Annotated in this window: 15 protein-coding genes; 11 read left to right on the forward strand and 4 right to left on the reverse strand. The window is 72.2% G+C overall.

The window, feature by feature from the left end:
- The first annotated feature begins 128 nt into the window (after positions 1 to 128).
- The 8 genes from ACIBM5_RS39570 (at position 129) to ACIBM5_RS39605 (ending at position 6,876) form a co-directional block, all read left to right on the forward strand.
- A complete protein-coding gene (locus ACIBM5_RS39570) occupies positions 129 to 1,340 on the forward strand; it encodes an FAD-dependent monooxygenase (protein ID WP_396011533.1) in 1,212 nt (403 codons plus the stop codon).
- A 185-nt stretch (positions 1,341 to 1,525) separates the two neighbouring features.
- The gene (locus ACIBM5_RS39575) at positions 1,526 to 1,987 is read left to right on the forward strand and encodes a hypothetical protein (RefSeq protein ID WP_396011534.1); all 462 of its coding nucleotides are present in this window, start codon (positions 1,526 to 1,528) and stop codon (positions 1,985 to 1,987) included.
- Between the two features lie 5 nt (positions 1,988 to 1,992).
- A complete protein-coding gene (locus ACIBM5_RS39580; protein WP_396011535.1) occupies positions 1,993 to 2,514 on the forward strand; it encodes a DCC1-like thiol-disulfide oxidoreductase family protein in 522 nt (173 codons plus the stop codon).
- Between the two features lie 11 nt (positions 2,515 to 2,525).
- Positions 2,526 to 3,311, forward strand: a complete 786-nt coding sequence (locus ACIBM5_RS39585; RefSeq protein ID WP_396011536.1) for a TetR family transcriptional regulator — start codon at positions 2,526 to 2,528, stop codon at positions 3,309 to 3,311.
- A gap of 256 nt (positions 3,312 to 3,567) precedes the next feature.
- Positions 3,568 to 4,185: an HD family hydrolase gene (locus ACIBM5_RS39590; RefSeq protein WP_396011537.1), complete on the forward strand. Its 618-nt coding sequence runs from the start codon at positions 3,568 to 3,570 to the stop codon at positions 4,183 to 4,185.
- A gap of 203 nt (positions 4,186 to 4,388) precedes the next feature.
- On the forward strand, positions 4,389 to 5,153 hold the full coding sequence (locus ACIBM5_RS39595) for a nucleotidyltransferase domain-containing protein (RefSeq protein ID WP_396011538.1): 765 nt from the start codon (positions 4,389 to 4,391) through the stop codon (positions 5,151 to 5,153).
- A gap of 229 nt (positions 5,154 to 5,382) precedes the next feature.
- Entirely contained in the window at positions 5,383 to 6,177 is a 795-nt protein-coding gene (locus tag ACIBM5_RS39600) for an SDR family NAD(P)-dependent oxidoreductase (RefSeq protein ID WP_396011539.1), read from the forward strand.
- A 105-nt stretch (positions 6,178 to 6,282) separates the two neighbouring features.
- Entirely contained in the window at positions 6,283 to 6,876 is a 594-nt protein-coding gene (locus ACIBM5_RS39605; RefSeq protein WP_396011540.1) for a DUF1349 domain-containing protein, read from the forward strand.
- Positions 6,877 to 6,975: 99 nt separating this feature from the next.
- Here ACIBM5_RS39605 and ACIBM5_RS39610 read toward each other — a convergent pair whose 3' ends face one another.
- The 3 genes from ACIBM5_RS39610 to ACIBM5_RS39620 form a co-directional block, all read right to left on the reverse strand.
- Positions 6,976 to 7,191, reverse strand: coding sequence for a hypothetical protein (locus ACIBM5_RS39610; protein ID WP_391582275.1), 216 nt, complete (start codon positions 7,189 to 7,191; stop codon positions 6,976 to 6,978).
- Between the two features lie 108 nt (positions 7,192 to 7,299).
- A complete protein-coding gene (locus ACIBM5_RS39615) occupies positions 7,300 to 7,971 on the reverse strand; it encodes a YigZ family protein (RefSeq protein ID WP_396011541.1) in 672 nt (223 codons plus the stop codon).
- A 160-nt stretch (positions 7,972 to 8,131) separates the two neighbouring features.
- Complete coding sequence (locus ACIBM5_RS39620; RefSeq protein WP_396011542.1) at positions 8,132 to 9,028, reverse strand: LysR family transcriptional regulator; 897 nt, start codon at positions 9,026 to 9,028, stop codon at positions 8,132 to 8,134.
- Positions 9,029 to 9,185: 157 nt separating this feature from the next.
- On the opposite strand from ACIBM5_RS39620, the gene ACIBM5_RS39625 reads away from it, so the two are divergent.
- Positions 9,186 to 10,427: an MFS transporter gene (locus tag ACIBM5_RS39625; RefSeq protein ID WP_396011543.1), complete on the forward strand. Its 1,242-nt coding sequence runs from the start codon at positions 9,186 to 9,188 to the stop codon at positions 10,425 to 10,427.
- 143 nt (positions 10,428 to 10,570) lie between these two features.
- Positions 10,571 to 10,984, forward strand: coding sequence for a VOC family protein (locus ACIBM5_RS39630; protein ID WP_396011544.1), 414 nt, complete (start codon positions 10,571 to 10,573; stop codon positions 10,982 to 10,984).
- Between the two features lie 17 nt (positions 10,985 to 11,001).
- Here the strand turns inward: ACIBM5_RS39630 and ACIBM5_RS39635 are convergent, their stop codons facing one another.
- Positions 11,002 to 11,691: a helix-turn-helix domain-containing protein gene (locus ACIBM5_RS39635; protein ID WP_396011545.1), complete on the reverse strand. Its 690-nt coding sequence runs from the start codon at positions 11,689 to 11,691 to the stop codon at positions 11,002 to 11,004.
- Between the two features lie 74 nt (positions 11,692 to 11,765).
- On the opposite strand from ACIBM5_RS39635, the gene ACIBM5_RS39640 reads away from it, so the two are divergent.
- On the forward strand, positions 11,766 to 11,975 hold the full coding sequence (locus ACIBM5_RS39640; protein ID WP_396011546.1) for a hypothetical protein: 210 nt from the start codon (positions 11,766 to 11,768) through the stop codon (positions 11,973 to 11,975).
- The last annotated feature ends 70 nt before the right edge of the window (positions 11,976 to 12,045 follow it).

A 12,045-nucleotide genomic window follows, 5' to 3' on the forward strand; every position in this document is an offset into this window, starting at 1 on the left:
CGCCGGCCCGGTCACCGCCGTCGCCCTGCGCAGGGCCGGCATCGAGGCCACCGTGTACGAGGCCTACGGCGACACCGCGAGCGCCGACGCCGCGGCTCCGCACCACCACTCACCTCGGGAGCAACGACATGACCCCCGTCAAGACCGCGATGATCATCGGCGGCGGCATCGCCGGCCCGGTCACCGCCGTCGCCCTGCGCAGGGCCGGCATCGAGGCCACCGTGTACGAGGCCTACGGCGACACCGCGAGCGCCGACGCCGCGGCCGGCGTGCTCAACATCGCCCCCAACGGACTGGACGCCCTGCGGGTGGTCGGCGCCGAGGAGGCGGTGTGCGAGATCGGCCAGCCGACCAGGGACATGGTCTTCGAGAACGGCCGGGGCCGCCGACTGGGCACCGCCGCCGGCCTGTCCGACTTGCCGCCGACCCGCACCGTGCGGCGCGCCGACCTGCACCGGGTGCTGCACGAGCACGCGATCGCCCGGGACATCCGGATCGAGCACGGCAAGCGGTTGGTGGACGCGCACCGGACGCCGGCCGGCGTCACCGCCGAATTCGCCGACGGCACCACCGCGAGCGCCGACATCCTGATCGGCGCCGACGGCATCCGCTCCACCGTCCGCACGCTGATCGATCCCGCCGCGCCCGAACCGCGGTACACCGGTCTGCTCGGCTTCGGCATCGGCGACTACGTCGCGGGCGACGGCGACCCGAAGGCCCGTCCGAGCACGATGCACTTCGCCTTCGGCAGACGCTCGTTCTTCGGCTACTGGACCCAGAGCGACGGCAGCATCGCGATGTTCTGCAACCTGCCGCACGAGCCGATCGACGCCGCCCGCGCCCGCGCGATCCCGGCCGAGGAGTGGCTGCGCAGGCTGCGCGAGGCACACCGGGGCGACGTGCCCGCCGAGCGGGTGCTGCGCGAGGCCCGCGCGGACAGCGTCCTGGTCGCGGGCCCGATGGAGCTGATGCCGCCGCTGCCGCACTGGCATCGCGATCGGCTGGTCCTGGTCGGCGACTCCGCACACGCGCCGTCCGCCAGTTCCGGCCAGGGCGCGTCGTTGGCGATGGAGAGCGGCGTGCAACTCGCCCGCTGCCTGCGCGACATCGACGACCCGGCGGCGGCGTTCGCCGCGTACGAGCGGCTGCGTCGTCCGCGCACCGAGAAGATCGCCGCGGACGCCGCGAAGACCAACAACGACAAGGCGGCCGGCCCGGCGGCCAAGGCGATGATGGGCCTGTTGATGCCGATCATGACGCGTACGTTCCTCACCCCGGAGCGGATGTTCGGCTTCGCCCAGCGCCACCGCATCGACTGGGACGCGCCGGTGGCGGAATAGGTCCCCGACCGTCTCGCCTCGCGCCAACACCCGTCGATCGATCCGCACTTGCGGGTCGATCGACGGGTTTCGCCGTTTTCGGACCACGCTCCGGCCACCCGACCGCAAGCGACTTGAACGTGTTCAAAAACAGGTCTACAGTCACGCTCGTCGGCCGTTGAACACGTTCAAAAAGGAGCCGGAGCATGGATATGACCGTCGTCACCTACGCCATCTATCTGGTCGTCAGCATCGGGCTCACCGTGTGGGTGGCCCGCACCCTCAGCCGCAGCGGGCAGGTCTTCCTCCAGGACGTCCTGCACGGGCGCGAGGAACTCGCCGTCGCCGTCAACCACCTCCTGGTGGTCGGCTTCTATCTCGTCAACCTCGGCTTCGTCGCGCTCTACCTCAAGGTCGGCGACACCGTCGAGAACGCCCGCGACTCGGTCGAGGCGCTGTCCGTCAAGCTGGGCACGGTGCTGCTGGTCCTGGGCGTGCTGCACCTGCTCAACGTCTACGTGCTGAACCGCATCCGGCAGCGCGGCCTCGACGACGAGGCGTACCGCGCCGGCACCGGCGGGGCGAGCCGCGCGCACAAGGTCTCCGGCCGCGACTTCGCGCCGCCGGTGCCGCCGCAGGGAACGACCCGCCCGGCGCCCGGGGTCTGATCCCGATGACCGCCGAACCCGAGAACACCGTGCCGGGCCGATCGGAGGGGACGGCCCGGCACGGCTCCCCCGACCCCCGATCGCCGGCCCCGATCCACCGACTCACCGTGCTCTACGACGCCGACTGCCCGCTGTGCACGGCACTGTGCGACTGGATCGCCCGGCAGCGGACCCTGGTCGCCGTCGATCTGCTCCCGGCCGACTCGCCCCGGGCACACAACCGTTTCCCCGAACTCGACCATGCCGCGACCCTGCGCGAGCTCACCGTCGTGGGCGGCGGCGGCGAGGTGTGGTCGGGGGCCGCGGCGTGGGTCACCGTGGCCTGGGCGCTGCGTGCCTACCGCGGCTTGTCGCACCGGCTCGCCACACCCATGGGCATGCCGGTGGCCCGGGCCGCGGTGCTGGCCGCGGCCCGAATCCGGGCGGTCACCCGCAGCGAACCGCTCCCGCCGTATCCGTACGCCGATCCCTACCGGGAACCGTGGACGGTGGTCGCCTGTGCCGACGGGTGCGAGATCGAGCACTAACCTTGCCTGTCGTGGAGCACGTGGAAGACACCGACGCATCGGCCCCGACCGACAAGGGCGAACCGCCGGACCGGGGCGGTCGACCCGGCAAGAGCGAGCAGACGCGGTCTCTGATCCTGGAGACCGCGCTGCGGCTGTTCCGCGAGCGCGGCTACGACAAGACGACCATGCGGGCCATCGCCCAGGAGTCCGGCGTCTCGGTCGGCAACGCCTACTACTACTTCGGCTCCAAAGAGCACCTCATCCACGGCTTCTACGACCAGGTCACCCACGAGCACATCAGCCGCTGCCGGCAGGACCTGCGCGGTGTTCGCGACTTCGGCGATCGGCTCCAGGTGGTGCTGTCCGCGTGGTTGGACGTCGCCGAGCCGTATCACGCGTTCGCGGTGCAGTTCTTCCGCAACGCCGCGGATCCGGAGAGCCCGCTCAGCCCGTTCTCCGCCGAGTCCTATCCGATCCGCGAACAGGTCACCGCCCTGTTCGCCGACGTGCTGCGCGGCTCCTCGCTCCGCATCGACGACGAACTCGCCGAATTGTTGCCCGAGTTGTTGTGGCTGCACCTGATGGGCATCGTGCTCTTCTGGGTCTACGACCGCTCGCCCGAGTGCGCCAAGTCGCGCGCGTTCGTCGCCCGCACGACACCGATGGTGGAGCGGGTGATCTCGCTGTCCCGCTACAAGGTCTTCCGTCCGCTGGTGCGCGATGCCGAACGGCTGATCCGCGACTACATCGTGCCCGAGGGCGCCGCGGCGGGGAACGCGGGCGGGCCGTCCGAACCGCCCGCGGTTCGCCGTTAGGGTCTGTCTTCGATTGCGCGCCGAGCAGCGCTCGTCCCGGTGGCCCGCTCGTGACCTGGCCACCGCGGATCGGCAGCGGATCCACGGGCCCACCACGTACTCCGGCGGGCTGTCCGGAGGGGATTGCATATCGTGGGGGCGTCCGCGATCTTCACCGCGCCGCGCACCGGGCGCCGGCAGTCGGCTGCCGGTCGTCGCCTCGGTGGGGCGGCGCGGTGATCCGGACACCGACCGACCGTTCGATCGAGGAGTTGTCTTGTCCGGTGTTCCGTTGTTCCCGCCCACCGATGCGCACCTGGCCGCGCAGATCGGCTTCGTCCTGGAGATAGACCGGCTCAAGGGTGTGGTCCGGCGCAACCTGATCGCGGACGCGTCGCGGCGCGAGAACACCGCGGAGCACTCGTGGCACCTGGCCATGCTGGCGGGCACCCTGGCCGAGCACGCCGCGACCGAGGTGGACATCGCGCGGGTGATCCGGATGTTGCTGATCCACGACCTGGTCGAGATCGACGCGGGCGACACGTTCTACTACGACACGGTCGCCGAGGTGGACCAGGTCGAGCGCGAGCAAAAGGGCGCGGCCCGCATCTTCGGCCTGCTGCCCGCCGCACAGGGCGCGGAACTGCGGGCACTGTGGGAGGAGTTCGAGGCCCGGGAGACCCCGGACGCGCGCTTCGCCAAGGCCGTCGACCGGTTCCAGCCGTGCCTGCTCAACTTCCACACCGAGGGCGGCACCTGGCGCGAGTACGACCTCACTCGCACCGAGGTGCTGGCCAAGCAGGGCAGCACGATCGCGGACGGCTCGCCGTCGTTGTGGGCCTACACCCTGCAACTGATCGACGAGGCGGTCGCCCGCGGCTATCTGCGGCCCTGACCGAATGCGCCCCCTGACCGAATGCGCCCCCGGCCGCAGGAGCACCCGACCGAACCCGCCCCGGCCCGAATGAGACCCGGACCGAACGCGACCCGACCCGGACCGCGCCCGCCCCGTCGGGCCCCGGCGCCGGCGCGCCGATCCGGGGGTCGACCCGTCGGAGGGCCGGCCGATCCGCTCCGGGTGCGTTGTAGCCTGCGATCATGACCAGTGACGCATCCTTCACCACCCACGTCACGGAACGTCTGGCCGCGCTGCCCGGCGTCGCGGCGGTCGCGCTCGGCGGATCACGCGCCCAGGGCACCCATCGCCCGGACAGCGACTGGGACTTCTCGGTGTACTACCGGGACGGGTTCACCCCGGAGGCGGTCCGCGGCCTCGGCTGGCCGGGCGAGGTCTCCGAGTTCGGCGCGTGGGGTGGCGGGGTCTTCAACGGCGGCGCCTGGTTGACCGTCCAGGACCGCGCCGTCGACCTGCATTATCGCGAACTCGCGGATGTGCAGCGACGGCTCGCGGACGCACGGGAGGGCCGGTTCGAGGTCGAGCGGCTGCTGTTCCACCTGGCGGGCGTGCCGACCTACCTCGTGGTCGCCGAACTCGCGGTCAACCGGGTCCTGTTCGGCGACCTGCCGCGGCCCTCGTACCCGGAGGCGCTGCGTCGCGCCGGACACGCCCGGTGGAGCGACGACGCGCGGCTGACCCTCGGCTACGCGGATCAGGCGCATGCGGGCCGCGGTCATGTCACCGACGTGGCGGGCGCGATCGGCCGCGCGGCATGCGAGGCCGCACACGCGGTGTCGGCCGGCCGCGGCGAGTGGGTGACCAATGAGAAGACCCTCCTGGATCGGGCGGGCCTGCGCGGCATCGACGAGATCGTGTCCCGCCTGACCCCGTCGACGCTGTCCACCGCGATCGCCGAGACCGGCGCCCTCCTCGACACGGCCTTGTCGGCAAGCCGACCCGACTGATTCGCCCCGCCGACCGGGCCCTCCCGGCCGTCCGTCCGTCGCCCGCCGAACTCCGTTGCCCGGCAGGCCCCTTCGCCGATCTCGGAACGGCAACCGGCCGCCCCGCCGCAAGCTGCCCATCCCGTCCGGCGGCCCGTCGCCCACCGCGTCGATCTCGCCGCCGAGCCGCGCCGAACGCAACGACGGATTTCCGCCAGCAACGACTTTTCCTCGCGGCAATGATTGAGCCATGAACTTGAACTTGAAGAACAAGGTCGTCGTGGTCACCGGTGGCAGCAAGGGCATCGGCCTGGCGATCGTGCGCGGCTTCGCCGAGGAGGGCGCCCGGGTGGTCGCCGGCAGCCGCACCATAACCCCCGAACTCGTCGCACTGCGCGCGGAGTTCGACGTACTCCCGGTGGCCGTCGACCTGACCCGTCCGGACGGCCCGGCCGAACTGGTCCAGGTCGCCCTCGACGCGCACGGCGGCCTGGACGTGCTCGTCAACAACGTCGGCACCGGCGCCCCGACGCCCTCGATCATCGAGGTCGAGGACACCGAGTGGCAGCGGATCTTCGAGATCAACCTGTTCAGCGCGGTGCGTGCGACCAAGGCCGCGATGCCGGCCATCCTCGCCCGCAGCGGCGGCACGGTGATCACCATCAGCTCGCTGAACAGTCACCTTCCGGCCGCGTCGCTCGTGCACTACTCGGCCGCGAAGGCCGCGCTGAGCTCGTACTCGAAGTCGCTGGCCGAGGAGTTCGGCCCGCGGGGCGTGCGGGTGAACACCGTCTCGCCCGGTCCGGTGCGTACCCCGCTGTGGACCGACCCGGGGCAGTTCGCGGACATGATGGCCGCGTCCGCCGGGACCACCGCGCAGGTGTTCATGGACGAGGTGTTGCCCCAGGCGATGGGTGTGCTCACCGGCCGCGTCTCCGAGCCGCGGGAGGTCGCCGACGTGGTGCTGTTCCTGGCCTCGGAACGCGCCGCGAACATCATGGGCGTGGACTACATCGTCGACGGCGGCATGCACAAGGCGATCTGACCCACCGGTTGCCGGCCGAGACGATCCCGGCGGCGAGGAGCGATCCGGGCCCGATCGCTCCGAGCCTGCCGAAATCGTCTCGGCGGGCCGCATTACGCTCGGCGTATGGATGCCAAGGATGTGGACTGGGACGACGCGCGCTGGCTCAACCCGCCGACTGCGGCCGAGCGGGTGGGCACCGCACTCGTGGTGACTCCACATGCCGGCGCCGACTTCTGGCGACAGACCTCGTACGGCTTCACCCGGGACACCGGAAGCGCGCTGCTCACCGAGTTGCCGCCGGACGCCTCGGTGGAGGTGACCTTCGACGGCGACTTCGACACGCTCTACGACCAGGCCGGCATCTTCGTGCGCGTGGACGGGCAGACCTGGGTCAAGGCCGGGGTCGAGGTCACCGACGGCGCGTTGCACGTGGGCGCCGTGGTCACGCGCGGGATGTCCGACTGGTCGCTCGCGCCGGTCCCCGAGTGGTCGGGCCGGCCGGTCACCGTCCGGGTCAGCCGGGCCGGGGACGCGCTGACCATTCGGGCGCGTGCGGACGACGACGACTGGCGCACGATCCGCCTCGCACCGCTCGCCCCGGACGCACAGGCTTTCGCCGGCCCGTTCTGTTGCTCGCCGGAACGCGCGGATCTGCGCGTACGTTTCACCCGCTTCGTCCTCGGACCCGCCGACGCGGGACTGCACGAGAGTCCCTGAACCGACCGCTTCGTCACCGCGGGGGGCCGCTGCGTCACCGAGGTCGGGCGGTGGCACCGAACCCGAGCGATACCACCGAGGCCGGGCATGGCACCGAGGTCAGGCGCCTCCCGCCGATGGTGGGAGCGTCACCCCGTATTCGCGGGCGGCGTGCAGCGCATCCTCCAGCTCGTCCAGCGCAGGTGACAGCGCGTTCGTATCGTGCGCGGCACTTGCCTCGGACAACACGGCACGGGCGCGAATCACCCGTTCCCGAACGACCCTGGCGACCTCCGCCTGGTCGGTCGCCGACTTCTCGTCGTATCCAGCCGTCATCACTTCCTCATTTCCCGCGACCCCCGTGCGAGCACCCGTGTACCCCTTGGTGTTCCGACTTGCGGCGCGTTTCAACCTGCATCGGGGCGCTCCGGCGCGAGAAGTGCGTCAAGAAGTGTTTCGGGGGGCGTCCACCTCGACGAAGGTGCGCCCGGTCTCGCGGGCGCTCGCTCGGCCGCCGGTCAGGTCGGTCAGCCGGGCCGTGAAGCGCTCCCGATCCGGTTCCGGCACGCACACGTCGATCGCCACCTCGACGCCGTAGCGAATGTCGCGCACCTCGTGGCCGAGCCCGCGCAGGTCGTTCTCCAGCCGGCCGGCGTGGGCGTGGTCGACGTCCACGGTCAACACCAGCATCGGCCGCAGTTCGACCACTCCGACGGTGTCCACCGCCTCGGTCACCGCAGAGCCGTACGCCCTGATCAGGCCGCCGGCGCCGAGCATGATGCCGCCGAAGTAGCGGGTCACCACCGCGACCGTCTCGGTGAGTTCGCGGCGCCGGAGCACTTGGAGCATCGGCGCACCCGCCGTGCCGGACGGTTCGCCGTCGTCGTAGCCCTTCTCCTGTCCGCCCGCGATCCACGCCGAGCAGTTGTGCCGCGCGGAGGGATGCAGGGCCCGACGTCGGGCCAGGAATGCCTGTGCCTCGGCGTCGTCGGTCACTCGCGCGACGGCGCACAGGAAGCGCGAGCGCCGCACCTCGATCTCGACCTCACCTTCAGACTTGATCGTGAGCAGCGGCATGACCAGGTCCTTCGGCACGAGATCGGTTGACGGCACCACGGTATGGCCCCTCGGACGGCACTGCGGCCCGGGGGCCGGGCCGGGCCGGGCCGACGCGGCGAGGAGCGTGCACCCGAACGTCGGGCAAGGACGTCGTTTTGTCGATGGATCGTCACGTTCGATCGAGGCCGGTCCGGGTCCCGGTCCGGCCGCGGCCGGCTCAGGCGGCTCGCACCGACAGCCGGGTCGACGCGGCGACGAACGAACGCAGCAGGTTCGTCTCGTGCCCGGCCCGCCACGCGAGCGTGACCGCCGACTCGGCCAGGCCGGTGACCGGCACGAACGCCACGTCGGGTCGCCCGTTGTAGCCGGCGAACTGCGCACAGAACAGCAGCACGCCCAGATCGGCGGCGATCAACGACAACACTTCCTGAAGGGTGCCGGCGCTCGGTCCGTGCGGAATCGGCCGACCACCCGGAGTCGTCGTCGGCGACTGGAGTTCGCGCCAGCGCGCGGGCGCGGGGCCGGCGATGTCCACGAATGTGCACGCGGCCAACTCCTCGGCGCCCACGTGCGCGCGGGCCGCGAACGCATGCCGAGTGGAGACCCCGAGCACGAGCGGGTCGGCGGCGATCACCGGCCCGGTGCGCAACGCCGGGTCGACCACCGGCAGGGTCACGAACGCCGCGTCGATCTCGCCGCGCAGGAGTGGACCGAACGGATCCGACAGCGCCGTCTCGACCAGGTCGGCGCGCGCCTGGGGGTGACCGGTGCGAAAGTCGCCGACCAAATCCAGCAGGGTGCCGTAGGGCGTGCCGACGAAACCGATGCGCAGGGTCCCCTCGATGCCGCGGGCGCGGGCCCGGGCCCGGTCGACCGCTGCGGTGATCCCGTCGAACGCGGGGCGCACCTCGGCCAGGAACAGCTCTCCCTGCGGCGTCAGTCGCACCCGGCGGCTGTTGCGCTCGAACAGCCGGGCGCCGATCCGCTCCTCCAGTTGCCGCAGCAGTTGACTGACCCGGGCCTGCGACGTGTAGAGCCGCGCGGCGGTGCGGGTGAAGTGCAACTCCTCGCTCAGCACGACGAAGCACTCCAATTCGCGGAACTCCACGCTCATCCGCGCTCTCCTCCCCCTCGGACACCGCTCGACCCCGCCCACCCGGGGCGCCGCTCGGCGGTGCGGCGGTGTTCGACCTGCGAGCATAAGCGAGGCTTGTGCTTGCATGCGATCTTGGCCGTTGTTCGGGTCCGGGGTGCCGGCCAGGCTGAACGTCATGTCCAACCCAGTCGTCGACCCCGCCTCGACCGCTCCGTCCTCGCCCGTTCCCGGACCCGCCGGCGGCTCCGGGCCCGCTCCCGAGACCGCCGGCGTCCGGTCCTGGCTCGCCGTCACGGCCATCGCCGTCGGCACCTTCGCGGTGGTCTGCACCGAGATGCTCCCGGTCGGCCTGCTCACCCCCATCTCGCACGGACTGCACGTGTCCGACGGCACCACCGGCCTGGCCATGTCGCTGGCCGCCGTGGTGGCCGGCCTCGCCGCGCCGATCGTGCTCGTCGTCGCCGGTCGGGTGGACCGGCGGGTCGTGTTGGCCGCGATGATGCTCGTGCTGATCGCCGCCAACACGATCAGCGCGCTGGCCCCGAACTTCGCCACCCTGTTGTTCGCCCGCGTGCTCGTGGGCATCGGCATCGGCGGCTTCTGGGCGATCGGCGCGAGCCTGCCGGCGCGCCTGGTGCCCGCCCGATCGGTCGGCCGGGCCGCCGCGGTGATCTTCGGCGGGGTATCGGTGGCCTCGGTGATCGGGGTGCCGGTCGGCACGGTGATCGGCGAATGGGCCGGGTGGCGCGTGGCGTTCGCGGTACCGGGCGGGCTCGGCGCGGCCGTCCTACTGGCCCTGCTGGTGCTGGTGCCGCCGCTGCCCGCCGAGCGGGCCGTGGGACCGCGCGAACTCACCGCGCTGCTGCGTCGGCGCACCGTGCTCACCGGCGCGGCCGCACTGGTACTGGTGGTCGCCGGCCACTTCGGCGCCTACACCTACATCCGGCCGATCCTGGAGGAGGTCGGCGACCTGGGTCCGGGGCCGATCGGCGGACTGCTGCTCGGCTACGGCGTGGCGGGTGTGGTGGGCAACTTCGTGGCCGGCGGGTACATCGGGCGTGCTCCGCACGGCACGCTCGCGGTCGCGGCCGGGCTGCTGGCCGTCGCCGTCGCGGTGCTCGCCCTGTGCGGGGCCTGGACGCCGGGTACCGCTACGGCGATGCTCGCGTGGGGACTGGCCTACGGCGCGGTGCCGGTGGGTTTGCAGGCGTGGTTGCTGCGCTCGGCTCCGGATGCGCCCGAGGCGGCGTCGGCGGTGTTCGTCACCGGGTTCCAGATCGCCATCGCGCTCGGCTCGCTGCTGGGGGGCGCCGCGGTGGATGCCGTGGCCACCGCCTCGGTGTTGTGGTTCGGCGGTGTCCTGGCCGCGACGACCGCACTGCTCGCCCTGGCGGCGGCGCGGCGGGACCGCGGGTGAGCACGTCCGAGGCGGCGAGTGGGCGCGTCGCACGCGTGCGCCCACTCGCGCGCGTCGCACGGTGCGCCGACATGTCGGGCGCGCGGGGAAACACGTCCGATTCGTTCAAGATCACGACCGGTGCCGCCGGCTAGCGTGAAGGCATGACTTCTCGTGCGTTTCGTTTCCACTTCATCGGGCTCGTGGTCACCGACATGGCCGCGTCGCTCGCGTTCTACCGGGCGCTCGGCCTGGACATCCCCGGCGAGCACGACGCGCTCCCGCATGTCGAGGTGACGTTGCCCGAAGGGCCGCTGCTGGTTCTGGACTCGGTCGAGACGGTGCGCTCGTTCGACCCCGGGTGGACCGCCCCGACCGGCGGCCACCGGGCCTCGCTGGCCTTCGCGTTCGCCGACCCGGCCGACGTCGACAAGGTGTACGGCGAGTTGGTCGCGGCCGGGCACACCGGGCATCTGGCACCGTGGGACGCGTTCTGGGGACAGCGGTACGCGGTCCTGCACGACCCGGACGGAAACGGCGTCGACCTGCTCGCGCCGCTGCCGGACCCGGCCTCGTAGCGGTCGGCCGCCGAGGTTCAGCCCGACAGCAGGGTGCGCAGCGGGACTCCGGCCAGGGCCTTGACGTCCCGGGCGAAGTGGGCCTGGTCCGCGTAGCCGGCAACGGCGGCGACCCGGGCGGCCGGAACCCCGCCGCGCGCCAGATCCAGCGCGCGGTCCAGCCGCAGCACCCGGCCCAGCGTCTTGGGCCCGTAGCCGAACGCGGTGAGCGAGCGGCGGTGCAGTTGCCGCTCGCTCAGGTTGACCCCGGCGGCGACGGCCGCGACGTCGGCGCCGGCCCGCAATTCGCCGACCACCGCGCCGGCGAACCGGGCCGCCTCGGCGTCCCGGTCGCGCAGCCGCTCGGCGGCCAGGCGTTCGAGGAGGGCGGCCGGATCGGCGGCGCCGGCGATGCGTTCGGTCAGCATCCGCACGGTGCGCTCGCCCCACACGTCGGCCAGCGGGACCCGTCGATCGCGCAGCGTGTCGGCCGGGAGTCCGAACAGCGCGGGCCCGATCCCGGGCGCGCAGCGCACCGCCGCGTAGCGCGCGCCCGGCGTGTTCTGGACCGAATGCGCGAGGGTGTCGGGGCCGGCCACGATCAGCTCGGCACCTGACCAGATCAGGTCCATGCAGCCGTCGGGCAACACGCGTGCCGATCCGGCGATCTCGACCGTGCGGGTCCAGACGATCAGCGGCGCCAGGTGGGAACGACGTTCGACGTACACGGTCCCAGTATCCCGGTGGCGGGCGGCGGTACCGTTGGGGTGTCAACGTGCACGACTCGGACAGGTAGGGGCTCATGGACAACGAAGCGCAGCGTGAGCAGCAGCCGACACCGGAATCCCCCGGCGAGGGCGTGGAGCAGGCCGATCGCGCCGCCCGCTGGGGCAAGCTGCCCGAGCGGGTCGCGACGGCCGACCAGGTCGAGGAACTCCCGGCCGATCCGCCCAACGATCCCGAGTTCGGCCGCGACCCGAACAACGACTGGCTGCTGCGCTACGCCCCCTGAGCCGCCGGCGCCTCGCGTGCCGGATGCCGCGGGCGCGGCAGCCCCGCGGTGTCCGGCGACGCGTCCGCGC

The organism is Embleya sp. NPDC050493 (assembly GCF_044458105.1).
In the GTDB taxonomy this organism is placed as follows: domain Bacteria; phylum Actinomycetota; class Actinomycetes; order Streptomycetales; family Streptomycetaceae; genus Embleya.

What these genes read in the sequence shown, in the direction of transcription:
- ACIBM5_RS39570 (WP_396011533.1), top strand. Translation starts at nt 129, where the DNA reads ATGACCCCCGTCAAGACCGCGATGATCATCGGCGGCGGCATCGCCGGC.
- ACIBM5_RS39575 (WP_396011534.1), top strand. Translation starts at nt 1,526, where the DNA reads ATGGATATGACCGTCGTCACCTACGCCATCTATCTGGTCGTCAGCATC.
- ACIBM5_RS39580 (WP_396011535.1), top strand. Translation starts at nt 1,993, where the DNA reads ATGACCGCCGAACCCGAGAACACCGTGCCGGGCCGATCGGAGGGGACG.
- ACIBM5_RS39595 (WP_396011538.1), top strand. Translation starts at nt 4,389, where the DNA reads ATGACCAGTGACGCATCCTTCACCACCCACGTCACGGAACGTCTGGCC.
- ACIBM5_RS39600 (WP_396011539.1), top strand. Translation starts at nt 5,383, where the DNA reads ATGAACTTGAACTTGAAGAACAAGGTCGTCGTGGTCACCGGTGGCAGC.
- ACIBM5_RS39605 (WP_396011540.1), top strand. Translation starts at nt 6,283, where the DNA reads ATGGATGCCAAGGATGTGGACTGGGACGACGCGCGCTGGCTCAACCCG.
- ACIBM5_RS39610 (WP_391582275.1), bottom strand. Translation starts at nt 7,191, where the DNA reads ATGACGGCTGGATACGACGAGAAGTCGGCGACCGACCAGGCGGAGGTC.
- ACIBM5_RS39620 (WP_396011542.1), bottom strand. Translation starts at nt 9,028, where the DNA reads ATGAGCGTGGAGTTCCGCGAATTGGAGTGCTTCGTCGTGCTGAGCGAG.
- ACIBM5_RS39625 (WP_396011543.1), top strand. Translation starts at nt 9,186, where the DNA reads ATGTCCAACCCAGTCGTCGACCCCGCCTCGACCGCTCCGTCCTCGCCC.
- ACIBM5_RS39630 (WP_396011544.1), top strand. Translation starts at nt 10,571, where the DNA reads ATGACTTCTCGTGCGTTTCGTTTCCACTTCATCGGGCTCGTGGTCACC.
- ACIBM5_RS39640 (WP_396011546.1), top strand. Translation starts at nt 11,766, where the DNA reads ATGGACAACGAAGCGCAGCGTGAGCAGCAGCCGACACCGGAATCCCCC.